15 protein-coding genes and 2 pseudogenes are annotated in these 19,173 nt (G+C 65.4%); 9 read left to right on the forward strand and 8 right to left on the reverse strand.

What is annotated here, in order from left to right:
- Positions 1–124: 124 nt before the first annotated feature.
- A complete protein-coding gene (locus ACWPOB_RS13315) occupies positions 125–370 on the reverse strand; it encodes a RipA family octameric membrane protein (RefSeq protein WP_455401114.1) in 246 nt (81 codons plus the stop codon).
- The gene (locus ACWPOB_RS13320; RefSeq protein WP_455401115.1) at positions 325–711 is read right to left on the reverse strand and encodes a TIR domain-containing protein; all 387 of its coding nucleotides are present in this window, start codon (positions 709–711) and stop codon (positions 325–327) included. The genes ACWPOB_RS13315 and ACWPOB_RS13320 overlap by 46 nt, the downstream gene beginning before the upstream one ends.
- Before the next feature lie 323 nt (positions 712–1,034).
- Here ACWPOB_RS13320 and ACWPOB_RS13325 point away from each other — a divergent pair, with 323 nt between their 5' ends.
- The gene (locus ACWPOB_RS13325) at positions 1,035–2,171 is read left to right on the forward strand and encodes a pentapeptide repeat-containing protein (protein WP_455401116.1); all 1,137 of its coding nucleotides are present in this window, start codon (positions 1,035–1,037) and stop codon (positions 2,169–2,171) included.
- Positions 2,172–2,183: 12 nt separating this feature from the next.
- Here the strand turns inward: ACWPOB_RS13325 and ACWPOB_RS13330 are convergent.
- Positions 2,184–3,613, reverse strand: a protein-coding gene (locus ACWPOB_RS13330; protein WP_374703804.1) for an IS3 family transposase whose coding sequence is annotated in 2 segments (ribosomal slippage) — positions 2,184–3,247 and positions 3,247–3,613 — 1,431 coding nt in all. Because the reading frame shifts where the segments join, the coding sequence is not laid out codon by codon here.
- Between the two features lie 334 nt (positions 3,614–3,947).
- On the opposite strand from ACWPOB_RS13330, the gene istA reads away from it, so the two are divergent.
- The 4 genes and pseudogenes from istA to ACWPOB_RS13350 all read left to right on the forward strand — a co-directional run.
- On the forward strand, positions 3,948–5,489 hold the full coding sequence (gene istA, locus ACWPOB_RS13335) for an IS21 family transposase (RefSeq protein ID WP_455401117.1): 1,542 nt from the start codon (positions 3,948–3,950) through the stop codon (positions 5,487–5,489).
- Positions 5,490–5,535: 46 nt separating this feature from the next.
- Entirely contained in the window at positions 5,536–6,300 is a 765-nt protein-coding gene (gene istB, locus ACWPOB_RS13340) for an IS21-like element helper ATPase IstB (protein WP_206003689.1), read from the forward strand.
- 98 nt (positions 6,301–6,398) lie between these two features.
- Positions 6,399–6,947, forward strand: coding sequence for a pentapeptide repeat-containing protein (locus tag ACWPOB_RS13345; protein WP_455401118.1), 549 nt, complete (start codon positions 6,399–6,401; stop codon positions 6,945–6,947).
- 2 nt (positions 6,948–6,949) lie between these two features.
- Positions 6,950–8,073, forward strand: a pseudogene (locus ACWPOB_RS13350) (IS256 family transposase); the annotation flags it as partial.
- Between the two features lie 761 nt (positions 8,074–8,834).
- Here the strand turns inward: ACWPOB_RS13350 and ACWPOB_RS13355 are convergent.
- Complete coding sequence (locus ACWPOB_RS13355; RefSeq protein WP_455401119.1) at positions 8,835–9,014, reverse strand: hypothetical protein; 180 nt, start codon at positions 9,012–9,014, stop codon at positions 8,835–8,837.
- Positions 9,015–9,156: 142 nt separating this feature from the next.
- Between ACWPOB_RS13355 and ACWPOB_RS13360 the strand changes: the two are divergent.
- From ACWPOB_RS13360 to ACWPOB_RS13375, 4 genes and pseudogenes are all read left to right on the forward strand, one after another.
- Positions 9,157–10,247: pseudogene (locus ACWPOB_RS13360) on the forward strand (tyrosine-type recombinase/integrase).
- Between the two features lie 5 nt (positions 10,248–10,252).
- A complete protein-coding gene (locus ACWPOB_RS13365; protein WP_455401120.1) occupies positions 10,253–11,293 on the forward strand; it encodes a hypothetical protein in 1,041 nt (346 codons plus the stop codon).
- Between the two features lie 847 nt (positions 11,294–12,140).
- Positions 12,141–13,472, forward strand: a complete 1,332-nt coding sequence (locus ACWPOB_RS13370) for an MFS transporter (RefSeq protein ID WP_455401121.1) — start codon at positions 12,141–12,143, stop codon at positions 13,470–13,472.
- A gap of 237 nt (positions 13,473–13,709) precedes the next feature.
- Positions 13,710–14,540 (forward strand): IclR family transcriptional regulator, encoded by an 831-nt coding sequence (locus tag ACWPOB_RS13375; RefSeq protein ID WP_455401122.1) that lies wholly within the window; start codon positions 13,710–13,712, stop codon positions 14,538–14,540.
- Between the two features lie 79 nt (positions 14,541–14,619).
- On the opposite strand, the gene ACWPOB_RS13380 is transcribed toward ACWPOB_RS13375, so the two are convergent.
- The 4 genes from ACWPOB_RS13380 to ACWPOB_RS13395 are packed head-to-tail and all read right to left on the reverse strand — an operon-like array spanning position 14,620 to position 18,975.
- Complete coding sequence (locus tag ACWPOB_RS13380) at positions 14,620–15,870, reverse strand: acetyl-CoA hydrolase/transferase family protein (protein WP_455401213.1); 1,251 nt, start codon at positions 15,868–15,870, stop codon at positions 14,620–14,622.
- Positions 15,871–15,878: 8 nt separating this feature from the next.
- A complete protein-coding gene (locus tag ACWPOB_RS13385; RefSeq protein WP_455401123.1) occupies positions 15,879–17,051 on the reverse strand; it encodes a thiolase family protein in 1,173 nt (390 codons plus the stop codon).
- Positions 17,051–17,809 (reverse strand): SDR family oxidoreductase, encoded by a 759-nt coding sequence (locus ACWPOB_RS13390; RefSeq protein ID WP_455401124.1) that lies wholly within the window; start codon positions 17,807–17,809, stop codon positions 17,051–17,053. Before ACWPOB_RS13390 ends, ACWPOB_RS13385 begins: the two co-directional genes overlap by 1 nt.
- The gene (locus ACWPOB_RS13395) at positions 17,809–18,975 is read right to left on the reverse strand and encodes an acyl-CoA dehydrogenase family protein (RefSeq protein WP_455401125.1); all 1,167 of its coding nucleotides are present in this window, start codon (positions 18,973–18,975) and stop codon (positions 17,809–17,811) included. Before ACWPOB_RS13395 ends, ACWPOB_RS13390 begins: the two co-directional genes overlap by 1 nt.
- Positions 18,976–19,173: the final 198 nt, after the last annotated feature.

Below are 19,173 nucleotides of genomic sequence, written 5' to 3' on the forward strand. Positions count from 1 at the left end.
TCTCCTTCGAGGTGCTGGTGCGTGGTCAGAGACCACCAGCATCGAAGGAGACCCGCCCTCATCGGCGGAGCCACACGGGTGAGCACTTACGGTGAGCAGGACTGAGCATTTTCAATGAGCGCCATCATCGGTCCGGCGTCGGATCGTCCTTCGTTCCGGTGTTCACTGCAAAAGCGCCGAGTGCAACGGCAAGTCCAGCCTGAATCGAGAAGAAGAATGTGTTCGCAGTCGCTCGCCGAGCGGAGACGCGGTCGGCCATCTCCACGGCAAGTTTGTACTGTTCGAACACACATGGGTCAAGGGGCTGCGCCGGATCAGCGGGTGTCATCGACTGCCGCCGATCAGGGCCTTCAGGTTGTCCCAGGTCCATCGATAGATCTGGTCCGTAGTCTTCGCTGAAGACGGCTTTCGGCAGGTCTGCCCCGACCGGCCCCAGAGAAGAAAGTAGTTGATTCCTTCCTCCTGGGCGAGGGATAGCTCGTACGCAACGCCACTCGCGGTGTTGGTGTTCGTCCCGCAGATGACCGCAACGACGTCGGACGCGCGGATCCTTCTACGGGCTTCTTCCTTCCACCCCGGCGACGCTGTCTTGATTGACCAGTCACTGATCTCGAACGGAGAGTCGGGATTCTTCGACTGGCCGATCAGGAAGTTCTTTAAGTCGAGGTCGTAATCGTAGTCGAAGCTGACGAACACGCGAGTCTTGGCCACTGCACGCCTTCCAGCGAGATGAGTTCGGGTAGTGCACGGAGTCGGGGGCCACGCCGTAGCGACCATGGATCCGACCGGGGCATCAGGTTACAGCCAGCGTCTGACAGGCTCCGTTCAGAAGGTTCGATACCACTAAATGAACCCCGGCAGGCAACACGTAGAAACCCTGCACGGAACCCTCCTCTCAACATGGTGAAACAGAGGGCCGCAGACACACATCTGTCTGTCAGGGGATGCTGGACGAGATCACCGATGTATCGATCCCGACAAGCGCACGCCCTCGAACAGGGAGCAGTCGACTCCCGTGCGGATAGATTTCGCCCATGAACTTGCTCGACCAGACTGATCGGCCTCAGCGAACATGGATTGCGCCACGACCCACGTCCCCATGGTTTCTTGCCTGGCTCGCCGGGATAACTCTCGCGATCGCGGTGGCAATTGTGTGGATCGGGGCAGAACGCGCTACCTCACCCGGTGTGTCTGTGTTCGAGGCGGATCTCGCTGGACTCGGTCGGGCGGTTGGCCTCATCGGTGCCGTGTCCATCGCAGTCCCCGGCGCTGTCCTCGCATATCGACGTCAACGCTCTCTCGACGAGTCCAACCAAATCAAGGCCGAGGCCGACTATCTCAGCGCCCGTGCGAACTTCCACTCCCGGCGAGACGGTATTGAGCAGGACCGCCGAACCAGATTTGTCTCAATCGCAGAACAACTCGCGGACCCTGCGCCCATCGTGCGGATGGCGGCAATTTCGGCGATGGAAGCCCTTGCCGATGAGTGGCTCGGCGACATGTACGTGGCTGAGCCTCAGCGCCGCCGAGAAGCACAAGCCTGCGTCAACGTGCTGTGCAGCTACCTGCGCTCCCCATACTTGCACTCCGTCGACAGTGACCGCCCTGCCAGCCTCACCAAGAAGGTAACCAAGACGGCTCAGACCGTGGAACACGCCACGATCGAGGAACACCACGAGTACCGACCTAACGATCTTGAGGTGCGTCTGACCATCGTGCGAGTCATCGCAGCGCACCTTCAACCAGTGACACCGCTCCTCAATCGTTCGTACGACGACGGCCGCAGGTACGGCGGTCTATGGAGCCACATGGACCTCGATCTCACTGGGGCCTACCTCTACAACCCGAATTTCAGCTGGTGTCTATTCGACGGGAAGCTGACACTGGACTCTGCGCGATTGACCGGTGACCGGGTGTCGTTCGAAGGAGCACACTTCACTGGCGAGCAGGCGTCGTTCGAAGGCGCGCACTTTGCTGCCGACTGGGTGTTATTCGGCGGGGCGCACTTCACCGGCGATGCAGAGTTCAGCGAGACACAGTTCATAGGAAAACAGGTGCGGTTCCACAAAGCACACTTCACTGGAAAGCAGGTGCGGTTCCACAAGGCACAATTCACCAGCGCACATGTGTGGTTCCACGAGGTGCACTTCGGAATTTTTCAAGGCGATTGAGTCCACCGGGTGTTAAGCGGCGACTTCCTCGGTGTCCGGTTCGGTCGCCGGGTCTTGGACGGGTTTGTTGATCCAGGCGTCGGCGGGTAGGGCCAGGATCGTTGGGTATGGGTCCGTCGTACCGAAGCGCGCGGGGTGGGTGCGGCGGGCGTCGGCGAGCACTCGAGCACGCTCAGTCGCCTTGGGTGCCGCGAGACCGAAGTGCACATCGGCCGGGGTGTGCAATCCGATTCCGGTATGACGGTGATCGTGGTTGTACCACGCGACGAACGAGTCCATGAACTCCCGGGCGTGGTGCACCGAACTGAACCGCTCCGGGAAACCCGGTCCGTATTTCAATGTCTTGAACAATGATTCGGAGTATGGATTGTCATTGGACACCCTCGGCCGCGAGTGCGACCGGACCACATCGAGGTCCGCGAGCAAGGTCGCGACCGACTTGCTCGTCATCGACGTGCCTCGATCCGCGTGCACCACCTCGGGGATCCCGTGGGTGGCGAAGATATCGGTCATGAACTCGACGGCCAGCAGCCCGGATTCATGGGTCTGCACGTGCGCTCCGACGATGTATCGGGAGTAGATGTCGACCATCACATACGCGTCGTAATACACACCCTTGGTTGGGCCGGGCAGTTTCGTGATGTCCCACGAGTACACCTGCCGCGGGGCTCGCGCCACCAATTCCGGACACGCCCGCGCCGGATGTCGCGCCTGCCGACGCCGGTCGCTGACCTGCCGGTTCTCCCGCAGAATCCGGTACATCGTCGCCACCGAACACAGATAGATGCCCTCGTCGAGCAGGGTGGCGTACACCTCGAGCGGCGCCCGGTCGACGAACCGATCCGAGCACAGCACCTCCACGACCCGGCGGCGCTCGAGCGCGGACAGCTTGTTCGCCGGCGCACGCATGACCGCTGAGACGGATGGGACGGAAGCGGCCGGGCGTTCCCGGGTGCGGGTCGCTGTCGAGCGGGCCACAGCGGTCAATGTTGTTGCGGCACGGGTGGTCACACCGGCTGCGGTGAGGGCGTGGTGGGCGGCTGTCAGTGCTTCTTCCGCGTCTCGTCGGCGTCCGCGCTCTCGGAGAGTTGTTCCAAGAGCGCGTGCGCTTTTCCCATGATGGACAGTGCGGTCTCGGTAGTGGCCAGCTTCTTGTTCGCCCGTTCCAGTTCCCGCTTGAGGCGGGCGATCTCCGCCTGTTCGGGGGTCAGTTTGCCGATCTTCGCGCCCGGCTTCTTGCCCGTGAGGACGCCGGCGTCGCGTTGGCGGCGCCATTCGACGATCAGCGACGAGTACAAGCCTTCGCGACGCAGGTACGCCCCACCCTCGTTGGTCTCGCAGGCCTGCTCGTAGGCGTCGAGGTGCGCGAGTTTGTCCGCTGGAGTGAACGTCCGCCGTGGTTGCGGACCGCCGGCCCTGGGATGGTTCGCCTCGTCCTCCATACGGTCATTGTCCAGGACTGTGATCGAGTTGGTCATGATCGCGGTTGGTCCTTCTCTCGCCCTCTATCGTGGGTTGGCTTGCAATGACCCGATGGACTCAACTCACCCTGACATAGAGGGCTTCGCCGGAGAGCGAGTGTCGTTGTCAGCGGTCATGTAATTCCCCAGGTTGAGGGGTTGGTCCGTCACGTAATTCCTCACCCGGCCGTCACGTAATTCCCCACCCCTGGGGCGTGTCGACCGGGGTGTGGGTGCTGCTGCAGGTTCGCTTCTTCCCAAGGTCCACCAAGGGGGCCTGGGAAGGGGCCCGACGGTGGCAAGGAGAACGTGGACAATGACCGATCTGATGGAGTTGTTCCGGCATTGGCATGCCGGCCGCTCCCAGGTGCAGATCTCGACAGCCCTGGGACTCGACCGCAAAACCATCCGCAAGTACCTCACCCCGGCATTGGCGGCGGGGTTGACGCCGGGCGGCGGCGAGAAGTTCGACGAGAACCTGTGGCGCGAGTTGATCACGGCCTGGTTCCCGGAAGTGGTGGACCCGACGGCGCGGGCGGTGACCTGGTCGGCGATCGCCGCCCACCACGCCTGGATCGAGAACCAACTCGACGAGTCGGTGACCGTGGCGACGATCGCTCAACGGCTGCGCGACGATCGCGGTGTTCCGGTGTCGGAATCGACTGTGCGGCGGTATATCACAACACGATTCGCCGATCGTGTCGCAGCGTCGAAGGCCACGTTTCCCCGCGGACCGGTCCCGCCGGGCGACGAGGGTCAGGTCGACTACGGCAAGCTGGGGATGTGGCGCGATCCGGCGACGGACCGGCGGGTGGCGGTGTGGGCGTTCGCGGTGATCCTGGCGTGTTCACGGATGCTGTTCGTCCAACCGGTGCTGCGGATGGATCAAACCTCCTGGTGCTCCTCGCATGTGGCTGCATTCGAGTTCTTCGGTGGCGCTCCGGCGCGGATGGTGTGCGACAACCTCAAGACCGGGGTGGATCGGCCCGATCTCTACGATCCGCAGATCAACCGGGCCTATGCCGAACTCGCCGACTTCTATCAGGTGCTCATCGATCCGGCCCAGGCCGGCAAACCCAAGGACAAACCACGGATCGAGCGCCCGATGCCCTATATCCGGGACTCGTTCTTCCGGGGCCGCGAGTTCACCTCGCTGACGCAGATGGAGGCCGCCGCGCTGACATGGTGCACCGACGTCTACGGCCGGCACCAGCATCGCGGTCTCGGTGGTGCGCACCCGGCGGTGGTGTTCGACGCCGTCGAGAAGCACACCCTGACACCGTTGCCGCCCAGGCCGTTCGAACCGGTGGTCTACTCCACCGGCAAGCTCGCCCCGGACTGCCACGTCAAGGCCGGTAAGGCGTTGTATTCGGCGCCGTGGCGGCTGATCGGCCGGCAACTGCTCGTGCGCACCAGCGGCGATGTGGTGCAGATCTTCCACGACGAGCAGGTCGTGGCCACCCATGTGCGCCGCCCCTCGGGGAGGGCGACGAATCCCGAGCACTACCCGCCGGAGAAGACCGCGTTCACGTTGCAGACGGTGGTGTGGTGCCGGGCCCAGGCCGAGCAGATCGGGCCCGGTGCGGTCGCGATCGTCGACGAGTTGTCGCAGGTCAACGCGATCCATCGGTTGCGGTCGATCCAGGGCATCATCCGGCTGCGGTCGCGCTACGACGATGCCCGCGTCGATGCAGCCTGCGTCCGGGCCCTCGAGGTCGGTGATCCGCGCTATCGCACCGTCAAGGGCATCCTCGTCGCCGGCACCGAACACGACGGGAAGGACGCCACCGATGCCGGGGTCACCGCCCCGGCGTTGCTGCGCGGGCCGGCTGCGTTCGACACCGAACGCTCCGCCTGAGACCTGTTGGCCGACTATCTATGTCCCTGTTCAGGAGGACTCTGTCATGACCATTCACGATCCCAGCCTGCGTGCTGCGTTGAAGACCTTGAAGCTGACCGGCATGCTCGACACCCTCGACGCGCGCCTGGCGCAAACCCGCGACGGGCAGCTCGGGCACCTCGAGTTCCTGCAGGTGCTCTGCGAGGACGAGATCGCCCGCCGGGAAACCGCAGCCTTGGCCCGGCGGGTGCGCAAGGCCAAGTTCGAGCAGCAGGCCACCTTCGAGGACTTCGACTTCACCGCCAATCCGAAACTTCCGGCCGCGATGCTGCGCGATCTCGCTGCGCTGCGGTGGCTCGACGCCGGCGAATCGGTAATCCTCTACGGACCCGTTGGAGTCGGCAAAACCCATGTGGCACAGGCTCTCGGGCATCACGTGGCCCGCCGGGGCGGGGACGTGCGGTTCGTCAAATGTTCCCGGATGCTCGCCGATCTGGCCGGTGGACATGCCGATCGCACCATCGGCCAACGTATGCGCGAATACACCCGGCCACTGGTGTTGATCATCGATGACTTCGCGATGCGCGAGCACACCACCACCCAGTCCGATGATCTCTACGATCTGGTGTCCGATCGGGCGATCGCCGGCAAACCGTTGATTTTGACGAGCAACCGAGCCCCGAAGGACTGGTATCCGCTGTTCCCGAATCCGGTCGTGGCCGAGTCTCTGCTCGATCGATTGATCAACACCAGCCACCAGATCTTGATGGACGGCCCGTCCTACCGGCCACGCAAGCGCCCCGGAAACCGCACCGCGGCCGCGAACTGAACCAACCCGGGCACCGGCACGGTTACCCTCGACTCAGCACACCCGGACATGGGGAATTCCGTGACGGCTACCCCTGAGGAATTACGCGACGGTCGACAGTGTCGTTTGACGAGACGCACTTTACTGGAGAGCGGGTGTCGTTCGACAAGGCCCAATTCCGTGCTGACAGCACGGAATTCAGCGGGGCGCAGTTCACTGTCGATCGGGTGTCGTTTGAAGGGGCACACTTCGTTGGGGCGGTGTGGTTCGAACACGCACGGTTCATCGCCGATCGGGTGCGGTTCAATCAGACGTATTTCGCTGGCCCGGCGATGTTCGTTGGAGCGCAGTTCGCCGGCGAGCGGGCATGGTTCGAGGATGCGCGCTTTACCAACGCGGTGCGGTTCGAGAGGGCGCGCTTCACTGGTGATGCGGAGTTCAGCGGGGCGCAGTTCACCGGCAAGCAAGTGCGATTCCACGAGGCGCAATTCACTGGCAATCGGGCATCGTTCCAGAACACAGCATTTGCCGAGGGGACCGCTTCATTCACCGGCGCCAACTTGACATCTGTCACACATCTACCGGTTGGCAAGAGCATCAAATTTGACAAGGAAACTGTGTGGCCACAAGGAATTGATACCGCGCCCGAGGGCTGGATTCCTGCCTGACTCGCTCCGACGAACGCACCAACAGCCGCAACGGGTACCGGCATCGGGACTTCGATACCCGCGTCGGCACCCTCGACGTGGCCATCCCCAAGCTGCGGCAAGGTTCGTACTTCCCGGACTGGCTGCTCGAGCGGCGCAAGCGGGCCGAACGTGCCCTGACCTGGGTTGTTGCGACCTGCTACCTGCTCGGCGTCTCGACCCGCCGGATGGAAAAACTCGTCGATACCCTCGGGATCACCTCGCTGGGGGTACCTCCCTGCACGAAGTGCTCGGGGGAGCGAAGTCGCAGGTCTCGGTGATGGCGAAAGACCTCGACACCCAGGTCGAGGCCTTCCGGAACCGACCCCTCGATGCGGGCCCGTACACGTTCGTCGCCGCCGACGCCCTGGTCCTCAAGGTCCGCGAGAACGGACGGGTGGTGAACGTGCACGCCCTGGTCGCGGTCGGGGTCAACGCCGACGGCTACCGCGAGATCCTGGGGCTGGACGTCACCTCCGCCGAGGACGGCGCCGGCTGGCTGACCTTCTTCCGCGGGTTGGTCGCCCGCGGCCTGACCGGGGTGCGGTTGGTGACCTCCGATGCCCACGCCGGCCTCGTCGCGGCGATCGGCGCCACCCTGCCCGGCGCCTCCTGGCAGCGGTGCCGCACCCACTACTCGACGAACCTCATGGCCGTCACACCGAAGTCGTCGTGGCCCTGGGTGAAGACGCTGCTGCACTCCGTGTACGACCAGCCCGACGCGGATTCCGTTCACGCCCAATACGATCGAGTGATCGATGCCCTCGAAGCCAAGCTGCCGAAGGTCGCCGAGCACCTCGACGCCGCCCGGGTCGACCTGTTGGCGTTCACCGCGTTCCCCAAGCAGATCTGGCGGCAGATCTGGTCCAACAATCCGCAGGAGCGGCTCAACAAGGAGATCCGCCGCCGCACCGACGTGGTGGGGATCTTCCCGGACCGCACCGCGCTGATCCGACTTGTCGGAGTGGTGCTGGCCGAACAGCACGACGAGTGGATCGAAGGCCGCCGCTACCTCGGCCTCGACGTACTCGCCCGTTCCCGCACCGACAAGCCCGCCGACAGCGTCGCCGAGGACACCGAGGAGGTGACACCGGCCTTGACCGCCTGATCCACCGCCGAGGAATCACGCGACGACGTCGTACACCACCTCACGGGACTTGACCGAGGTCCTTTTCTCAGCCCAGTAGGTGTCGGTATCAGTGAGCCCCCGAGGCTCCAGCCGAGGCGCGGTACGTCTGGTCGTGTACACACCCCGCACCTCCATTCCAGTCTTCTCACCTATTCGGACGTCACCTGCGACGGAGTCGGTGGGTGGGGATCGTCGCCGGTGGGGTGTGGGGCATGGGAGTCCACAGTCGTCGACAGCGGCGCACACAGTGGAGGTTGCCGACCTGCTTGACCGGCATCGACACCACCGGATCGACCTGTCGCTGACGATCAACCCCACAGGGCCCGGCTCCGGGCAGAAGCTCCGCTGCGAAGGGGACTTCGTCAGCCACCGGGGGAGGGCGGCGGGCGTTGTTGTGAGAAGACACGAAGATGTCAGTAGTTTGACGACACGAGAATGTCAGGAATGCCGACAGCGTCCTCGGCCACCCTTCCCAGGTCAGCACTCATAATCAGCTGTCGCCTTCACTGACATCCGACGTCGCCTGCCGCTAACCTGCAATGTCGTTCTCCAGTTCAGGCCGCTGACATCCCGACGTCGCCTCTCAGACCCATCAACACGAGAGCCGAGATTCCTACATGTAGGTTCTCGTCCGATCTGTCACTGACGGAGGTTCGTTGACCTGCGGTTTCTCACCAACAGGTCCCAGGCGAATTCTCAGTAAGGTGTCCCAATCCTCGGACATTCCGGGCACTGCGCGTCTATGCCATCGCTGCGACCTGCACAAACGCCGAGGTGATGTCGTCCTCGGACATGATCTTGAGAAAACGACAAGTTCGAAGAGAAGCCGCAAAACCGACAAAACGGTCCAGGTCTCGCTCACCCGGGGGTTTGTCACTCGTGGTTTGGGCGCGGTCGGTGACGAGAATCGTCCTTCCCACACCGTCTCCTTCGAAACCGCAGCTGAGCGCGTTTTCTGCCGCAGAACTGTCGGAGCACCCCGGTAGGGTGCCCGGCGTGACACTCGACCAGGACAAGACCGACCGCGACGCTGCGGTATGGCCCCTCGCGGCCGCGGCGCCGGTGCTCGCCGAGCCGGTGCAGGCGCGGATCGGCGAGGCGGTGACCGCGGCCCGCTCCGCCGGCACCCGCCGCGCCTACACTGCCGCCTGGCGCCGCTTCACCACCTGGTGCACCGCCGAAGGACATCCGGCGTTGCCGGCGCACCCGGCGACCGTGGCCGCGTACCTGGTCGCCGCCGCCGACACCCTCGGCGAGGACGGTCGGCGGGCGTACGCGCCGTCCACGCTGGCCAAGTGGGTGGCGGCGATCGCGCACGAACACCGCACCGCCGGCCACCACTCCCCCACCAGCCACGAGCTGGTCCGCGCGACCGTGGCCGGGATCCGCCGCGACTACGCCACCGCCGGCGACCGGCCCCCCGCCCCGCGGGCACCGCTGCTCACCGCCGACATCGTCGCGATCGTCGCCAAGGCCCGCGCCGAGGTCGCCGGGTGGGCGGACGAGGTGCTCGAACGCCGCGACAGCGCGATCCTGCTGCTCGGGTACGCCGGGGCGCTGCGCCGCAGCGAACTGGTCGGCTTGACCTACTCGGATGTGCGGATCCACCGGCTCGACGGAGTGCACCTGCGGCTGCGCAAATCCAAGACCGACCAGGAGGGCCGCGGCACGGTCAAAGCCTTGCCGTTCACCGCTTCACACAGCAGTTGCCCGCCGTGCGCGTATCTGCGCTGGGTCCAGGTGGTGGCGGCGTTCGACACCGGCGGCCGGCCCGCGGTGATCCGGCTGCTCGGCACTGCTGCGCCGTTCGACGAGCACCTCTGCCGCGGCCCGCGTCCGCGCACCGCGGCGGAGGCGCCGCTGCTGCGGGCGATCCGCAAGAACGGCAACCTCTCCCCACCGCGTTGTCGGGGGCGGCGGTGCACCAGGCGATCCGTCGCCGCGCCGCCCGTGCCGGCTACGACCCCGAGTTGGTCGCCCAGCTCGGTGGGCATTCGCTGCGGGCCGGGTTCGTCACCCAGGCCTTCCGCAACGGCGCCGACGCGCACGCCATCATGCGCCAGACCGGCCACACGAGGCCCGCGATGCTCGAGGTCTACGCCCGCGAACACGCACCCCTGATCAACAACGCCGTGACGAACCTCGGATTGTGACCGACATGAACAGCTCCGTCGACGATGCGTCCGCCGCGATCGACCCCGCCGAGACGCTGCCGGTCCGGGACCGGCACCCGTGGGCGTTGTTCACCGACTGGTGCACCGCCTTCGGTTACGAGGTGCTGCCCGCCGACCCGCTGACCGTGGCGAAGTTCGTGCGCGACAACCCTGCAGCGGTGGCCACCCAGCGGCGGCGGCTTAGCGTGATCAATACCGTGCACACCCGCGCCGGCCTGCCCTCACCCGGACGCAGTGAGACGATCCGGCAGCTGCTCGACACTGCCCGCCGCACCCGGCTCGCAGAGATCGCCGCGATCGTCGCGAACCGCGTGCCGTCAATCCCCACCACCGGATGGCCGCAGGGCCTGTTCGGCCGCCGCGACCGGCTGCTGATGGTGCTGGCCGCCGCCGGCCTCGGGTTCACGCAGATCAGTCGGCTGCGCCGGGGCGATATCGTCTGCACCAACGACACCGTGTCTGTCGACACGGGCGACGGCCAGCGGCGGGAGCTGACGCAGGCGGTCGCCGGAGTCGATCCGGTGGCGGTGTACCGGGACTGGGCCGAGATCCAGTCCTTCCTCGACGAGCACCCCAACACCAGACTGCTCGCCCAGCACCTGACCGGAGACGACGAATCGTTCGGCACGGTGGTGCCGGACCGGCGCCGAACCTGGCCGCTGCTGACCCCGATCGATCGGTGGGGGCATACCCCGCTGATGCCGCTCGCGATGACCGCTCAGTCGGTTGCCGCTGTGGTGCGGGCACACCTGATCGGCCGGGTGCCTGTGCATCGACCGTTGCCGATCCGCGTACAGCTTGATGAGGATGGTCGGGACGCGTCGTTCACGCAGGACGGCGCCCTCGATCCCGACTACTACGAGCGCGGGGTCGCGGCCCGACACGCCGCCCAGCAACGACTCGGCGACATCGCCGAGGTGTTCGACGAGATCGGACACCGAGCTGACGCCCTGCTCGAGGAACTTCTAACTCTCCTGAACGACGTGCGCGGAGAGCCTGGCCGGGTGGATTTGCCCGCGAAGTAGGCACAGCAGAGGCGGCCGGAACTTCCTGGCTTTCGCGCGCACAGCGTCCGCAGCGGTCCGAGCTCGGGAGGCCACCGGGGGGCTCTCGCAACAGTGTCGACGGAGCTCCCTCGTGTACCGGCCTGCTGATCCTCCCGTCCAGTGTGTGGGCCTCGGGATCGGGTTCGGGGGCATAGCCGGAACGGGGGTCCTGGATCACCTCGGCGCGCCCACGGCCAGCCGGCGTCGTCTCGGTGTTGCGTAGGTCGCCATGAGGAAGCATGGACTCAGCGCGCGGAATTCCGGAGGAGTGGGACAGCTTGGTGAGAATCCGCTAGGTACAGGTCGGTGAGAAAATGCAGGTCAAGGGCCTGCGTCAGTGACAGATGCCACCGTCCGTCTCGCTGACCAAGCCGCCGATAGCATCCTCACCCGGCCTGGGGTGGCTGCTGACGCACGGATGAGCAACTCTCGAGGGTGTCGAACACATTGGGATTCCCCGTTGCATGCTGTGCGCAGTTCGGCGGTCGCCGCTGATGCCTCCGGCAGCCGGTAGAAACAGGAGCCTTGGGGCGTTCCTCTCTGAAGTCCCGGAGGACCGTTGACACGTTCTGTCGTTCAACATACTGTATGCGAATGCATGATACTGAACACACGCAACCTTGCCTGTGAGATTTGGCACAGAGGAACTCTGTGGGGGGGTTCCGCGCCTTGACGCTCCGGTTGGACGAGAAGCAGTCACCGGGCAGCGGGTGAAAGAACCGAATCACATGCGACAGAAATCGAATGGAGTGTTCTAATGACGTCCCACGACGCGGTCGGTCCCGAATCGTCTCGTCCTCCCGCTTCGAGTACGCACTCGAAAAGGATGGAGATACGCGCCGTCACCAGCGGTGCACTGGGTTCTGCCCTCGAGTACTTCGACTTCGCATTGTATGGCGTGCTTTCCGCAACGCTCTTTCCCCAGCTGTTCTTCAGTGACCTGGGGCCGACGGGAAGTCTGCTCGCCTCGTTTGCCACCTTCGGTGTCGGATTCGCCGCCCGGCCACTGGGCGCCCTGGTCTTCGGCTACCTCGGAGATCGGTTCGGGCGCAAGCCGATCTTGCTCACCACGCTGGTGATGATGGGGATCGCGTCCATGTCGATCGGTTTCCTGCCTGCCGGGCAGGGGATCGGCGTCGCAGCGATTCTCGTGGGCTTGCGCTTCATCCAGGGCGTCTCGCTCGGCGGCGAGCTGGTGGGCAATCAGCTGATGACCATGGAACACGGGGATCAGAGCCGGCGTGGTCTGCTCGGATCGGTGATCACCGTCGGCTCACCCTTGAGTCAGGTGCTCGCCAATCTGGCGCTTGTCGCACTGAGTACCTCGCTCACCACGGAACAGTTCGAGTCGTGGGGTTGGCGCATTCCGTTCCTGTCGAGCATTCTGCTGGTGGTCGTCGCCATCTTCATCCGCCTCAAACTCGAGGAGACCCCGGCCTTCGTTGCGGAAGAGGAAACCCGCGCTGCAGCGCCCAGCGCAGGCGGCAAGGGACTGGCCGTGCTGTGGTCGCATCCGCGTACAGTCATCACACTCATCCTGGTCTGGGGCGGTCCCGCACTGTCCTTCTATCTCGTGGCGGTCTACGGGCTCAGCCATCTGACGAAAAACACCGGCATGTCCCGCGACAGCGGCTTCCTGCTGCTGATGATCGCCAACGCGGTGTCGATCGTGGGTTGCCTCGGTGGCGGCTGGCTGTCCGACCGCATCGGACGCAAACCGGTGATGGTCGCCGGCATGTTCGGATGCATCACGGGCATCGCGGTGTTCTTCCCATTCTCGGGACCTGACCACGTCGTCATCACCGGTGCCAGCATGGCCCTGGTGCTCACATCCATCCAGGTCATGGCCGGCGTGCAGCCGGCGCTCTTCGCCGAACAATTCCCCACCGAGGTGCGCTTCTCGGGGGCGGCGCTCTCGCACTCCATCTCGAACTTGATCTTCGCCTCACCGTCCGCGTTCGTCGCCGCAGCTCTGGGAGCGGTCGGCGGCACCGGACTGGTCGCCGGATTCACCTTGGCCATCCTCGTGGTCTCGACCATCGCCGTGACACGGACCCGCGACGGACGCCACCTGGACCTCGCCGCCTACACCGAGATCAAGAAGACAGGCGACAACGGATCGGACTCGGAGTCAGCCCCGGCCCGACAGACGGTGTGAGGTAGTCCCGCGCCGGGTCGGATAGGGTCCGGCGCGACAAGTCCAGCAGTTCCGCCCGGCAGCACCCATTCTGCCGCCGGGGTGGCGGGGGCGGGGGCGGGAACCGAGGGTAGCAACCCGGCTCCCGCCCCCGCCTCGGTGTACGTACCCGAAGCTTTCACACCCTCGTATCCTGATTCACGATTCCGTACATTGGGAGGGGCGGGGACTGCCCCGTCGGGGACGGTCCGCACTCGCGTGAGTGTCATCCGGATGGGCCGACGAAGCCCTGCAAAGATGTGCAGACAAATCAACGAAGAGGTGGAAGTGGGAATGCCCAGCACGGACAACGCGCCGGCCCGCGGGGCCGAGCACAGAACGGTCAGCCGGGTGATGGCGATTCTGGAGGTCGTCATCGCCAGCGAACCGGAAGGTCTGCGTCTCGGTGAACTGTCGGACGCCATCGGGGCGCCCAAATCGTCGATCCACGGATACGCCAGAGGGCTCGTCGCCACCGGTTACCTCCGCGAGCACGAGGGGCGATACCTACAAGGACCCGCAGTGTCGACGTTGCTCGCCCTCGGGGGACAGCAGGTCCCCGTCGGGTACCATCATGCGCTGGAGCAACTTTCGAAGGCGTGCGACGAAACCGCCATCCTCTCGATGCTCGTGGGTGACTCCGCCATCATCGTTGATCTCGTCGAGCCGACCCAGACCATCCGTGCATCACCGCCGTTGCACCAGCGCAACCCGCTGTGGCCTGTGAGCTACGGCAAATGCTTCCTCGCCTTCATGGAGCCGCGGCGCAGAGACGCCTACGTCCGGCGGATCACCGACGACCCCGCCGAACGAGCCCGGATCACCGAGGAACTGGCGACCGTGCACGACACCCACATCGGCTACAACCGCGGCGAACGCTACCCGGATCTTTTCGGCGTGGCGAGCCCGATCCTGCTGCAAGGCCGGGACGTCACCATGGCCATCGGCCTGGCCGGACCGGCCGCAAGGATGGAAGCACAACTCGACAAAATATCGAAGAGCGTCCTCGAAGCCGCGGAGCTGCTGTCGAACACAGGTGTCCGAGGCTGAGGCTCGACTCGATCACGGACAACGGCTCGCGCCTCCCGAAATATGTTCGGGCGGCGCGAGCCGTTGTCCGTGATCATCTTTACGCGGTGCCGTGCAGGTCTCTGACGCTACGGTCGAGCGCCTCACGGTGCTCCGGCGCGGCAATCCGGGCCAGCTTCCGGGCACGCTCGGCATCGGTGCACCCCGTGAGCACGGCGACACCGTACTCGGTGACGACCGCATCCACATCCACCCGCCCCGTCGTGACGAGCCCGGACAACGTGGGGACGATCGTCGAGGTCGCACCCCCGGCCGGCGAGGACACCGTCGAACGCAACGCAATGATCGATCGGCTACCCGTGAGCGCCGCGGCCCGGCTGAAATCCACCTGACCGCCGACAGCTCCGATGTACCGTCCGCGTGCGAGTTCCGCACCGACCTGGCCGGACAGATCGATTTCGATCGCCGAGTTGACGGACACGAACGAGCGCAGCTGTGACAACACCACCGGTGAATGGGTGTACGACGTAGCGCGAAACTCGATGGGCAGCTCTGAAATTCGGAGATATCCGTCGTTGGTGCCGAAGGCCGATCCGGTGACGACGACGCCCGGGTCGATCTCTTTGCGGGCCCCGGTGAGGACGCCTTTGTCGATCAGGTCGAGCACTCTGTCGGTGATGATGCCGCTGTGGAACCCGAGATCGCGGTGGCCCGTCAGCGCGTCGAGTACCGCGTTGGGCAACGACCCCACTCCCATCTGGAGCGTGTCCCCGTCGTCGATGAGCGAGGCGACATGGCCGGCGATCCGTCGATCCACCTCGTCCGGAGCCCTGACGGGAACCTCGAGGAGGGGGCGATCGGTCTCCAGCACGGCAGCGAACATCGACAGCGGCACGCGAGGGCCGCCTGTGGTGGCCGGCATCCTATGGTTGATCTCCGCGATGAGGATCCGCGTGTAGGGTAGAGCGTCGGCCATGTAGTCGACCCCCACCCCCAACGTGACCAGCCCCTTCTTGTCCGGCGGTGAAACCTGGACGATGCCGACATCGCACGGGAGTCGGTCGGCGGCGAACATGCGTGGCAGCGCGGAGTAATGGCAGGGCACCACTTCGAGCCGGCCACCGCGGGAAGGATGGCGCAGCTCGCCGAGGGCCCCGTAGGAGGTCATCGTCAGCGTATCGGGCAGCTCCCCTTTCAGCCGGGGATTCCAGGACGCGCCCACGAAGGCCGTGACGGGACCGATCCGATCGGCGGCGTCGAGTACCGCATCGACCAGGGGAGTCGGCTCGGCGCCGCCCTGGCCCCACCAGATGCCGTCTCCCGAGCGGATCAGGCCCGCAAGATCCATCACGGCTGCACTCACACTCTCTGGACGAGGGTGGCCGTGCCGAGGCCTCCGCCGCAGCACATCGTCACCAGTCCGATCTCCACATCTCGACGCTCCATTTCGGCCAGCAGTGTCGCAAACAAGCGTGACCCGGTGGTGCCGACCGGATGTCCGAGGGCGATGGCGCCTCCGTTGACGTTGACCCGCTCCATGTCGGGCTTGAGTTCCTGCTCCCAGGCGAGCACGACCGAGGCAAAGGCCTCGTTGATTTCGACGAGGTCGATGTCGTCCATCGCCATGCCGTTGCGCTCGAGCAACTTCCGTGTCGCGGGAATCGGACCGGTCAACATGATGGACGGGTCGACGCCGACTGTCGTCTGGTCGACGATGCGGGCGCGCTTCGCCAACCCGAACCGGTCGACGGCATCGTCCGAGGCGAGGACCAGACCGGCGGCACCATCGGTCATCGGTGAGGACGTCCCTGCGGTGACGCGACCGGTGTCGGGCCGGAACACCGGCGTCAGCACCGCGAGAGAGTCCGTGGTGGTGCCGGGGCGGATGCCCTGATCCGACGTGCGCAGTGCACCGTCGAGATGCAGCGGCACCATTTCGCGTTCGAACCGTCCCTCGGCCACCGCGTCGGCGGCACGCCGGTGCGACCGCACGGCGAATTCGTCCATCGCCTCGCGGCTGATGCCCCACTGCTCGGCGATCCGTTCGGCGGCCTCGCCCATGGACGGAAAGTCCCATGCCTCGAGCAGCGCGGCCGGCCATGCCGGGCCGTAGAGTTTTTCGATCTCCCCGGCCGCGGACATCGGGATGTGACCCATGTGCTCGACGCCACCGGCGATCACGACGTCGTGGGTGCCGGAGACGACGAATGCGGCGGCCATGGCGACCGCGGTCTGCGCGGACCCGCAGCGACGGTCCACCTGGACAGCGGGCACGGTGGGTGAGTAGCCCGCCGACAGCCAGGCGTTGCGGCCCACGTTGCGGGACTGTTCACCGAAGGGCGAGGTGGTGCCGACGACGAGGTCCTCGACGTCGGTGTCGGCCAGGCCGGTGCTCGCGAGCAGCGCCTTGTAGACCTCGGCAAGCATCGTGGTGGGGTGCATCTCGCGGTACCACCCCTTCTCACGGTGACCGCGTCCCATCGGTGTGCGGAGCGCCTCGACGATCCAGGCGTTCCGGCCGGCGAAAGCCATCAGATCACCATCCCGCCGTCGACGGGCAGTACCTGTCCGGTGATGTATCCCGCGGCATCACTGGCGAAGAAGACGAACGTGTCGGCGATCTCGTCCGGGTACGCCCATCGGCCGAGAGGGATACGCGCAAGCGTTGTGGCGGCGAGTTTTTCGTCTGTGCGGATCGTCGTCGTCATCTTCGTCGCGGCGAGTGGCGCGACCGCGTTGGCCGTGATCTTCCGTTTGGCGAGTTCCTTGGCGAACGACTTCGTCAGACCGACGATGCCGGCCTTGGCGGCGCTGTAGTTGACCTGTCCGATCGTGCCGACCAGACCCGCCGCGGAGGTCACGTTGATCACGCGGCCGGTACCGTCGTCCGGCAGGTAAGGCAGCGCGGCCTGGGTCACCGTGAACGTGCCGCCGACGTGCACATCGAGGACGAGTCGGAACTTTTCGGGGGTCATCTTGGGGAACATCGCGGGAGCGATGACTCCGGCATTGTTGACCACGATGTTGAGGACGCCGTCGTTGAGGTTCGCTGCCTGCTCGACCGCGGCAGCGGCCTGGTCGGCGTCTGTCACGTCGAGGGCGGCCGCCTGGGCGTGCCCGCCGGCCGCGGTGATCCGGTCCACGACCGCAGCGGCCGCGTCCTTGTCCATATCGGTGACCAGCACAGACGCACCGGCGGCGGCATAGGCTTGGGCCACGGCCGCGCCGATGCCGCCGCCGGCACCGGTGACCAGAGCCGAGCGACCGGTAAGAGTGAACGAATTGGACATCAGTAGCTCCTGGGCAGTCGGAGAACGTGCTCTCCGAGGAAGTTGAGGATCATTTCCTGGCTGATCGGCGCAATCCGGGTCAGCCGCGCTTCCCGGAAGTACCGGGCGACGTGGTATTCCTCCGAATAACCCATACCGCCGTGGGTCTGCAGCGCGCGGTCGGCGGCGTCGAACCCTGCGTCGGCGCACAGGTACTTCGCGGTGTTGGCTTCACGGCCACAGGGCAATCCCTTGTCGTAGAGCCAGGTGGCCTTGCGGAGCATCAGCTCGGCGGCGTCGAGTCGTGCCAGCGAGTCGGCGAGCGGGAATGCGATGCCCTGGTTCTTGCCGATCGGCCGGCCGAAGACTTCACGCTCGTTGCCGTACCGGACCGCGGCGCGCAGGGCGGCGCGTCCGATGCCGAGTGCTTCGGAGGCGATGAGGCACCGCTCGGGATTGAGACCGTCGAGGATGTACTTGAAACCCTGGCCTTCTTCTCCGACGCGATGTTCCTCGGGGATACGCAGATCGTCGATGTACAACTCGTTGGAGGTGACCGCGTTACGCCCCATCTTCCGGATCGGGCGGATGTCGACGTGGGCGCGGTCGAGGTCGGTGAAGAACAGCGTCAGGCCGTCGGTCTTACGGGCCGAGTCCTCGTATTTCGCTGTGCGGGTGAGAAGCAGGATCTTCTCCGACTCGACCGCCTTGGAGATCCACACCTTGCGGCCGTTGACGACGTAATCGCTGCCGTCGCGGCGAGCGAAGGTGGTGATGCGGGTGGTGTCGAGACCGGCACCCGGCTCGGTGACGCCGAAGCAGACGTGCAAATCGCCGTCGGCGATCCGGGGAAGGTTCTCCTTCTTCATCTCCTCGGAGCCGTGCACGATCACCGGGTGCATGCCGAAGATCGACATGTGGATCGAGCTGGCACCGTTCATGCCGGCTCCCGACGCGGCCACTTCCTCGAGCAGGATCGAAGCCTCGGTGATTCCGAAGCCACTGCCGCCGTACTCCTCGGGTGTGGTGATGCCGAGCCACCCACCCTGCGCGAACGCGTCGTAGAACTCGGTGGGGAAATCGTGGGCCTGGTCCTTCTCGAGCCAGTACGTGTCGTCGAATTTCGCGGCCAGTTCGGCCACTGCTTTTCGGATGGTCTGCTGGTCCTCGGTGAGCTCGAAGTCCACGTCCCGGCCTCCTCAGCATTCGTAAGTATGAATGCCGATACGATATAGTGAATGTACGGTATGGTCAACGGGCGGTCGACGACGGTTCTGATCCCAGCTAGCGGACCGGCGATTCGCGCGACCGCGCCGGCAGATGATCGAGATCGATAGAGCGGAGGCTCCATGCGCAACGAAGATGTAGGAGGCCCGGGCCGCACC

Source organism: Rhodococcus sp. 2H158 (genome assembly GCF_053764755.1).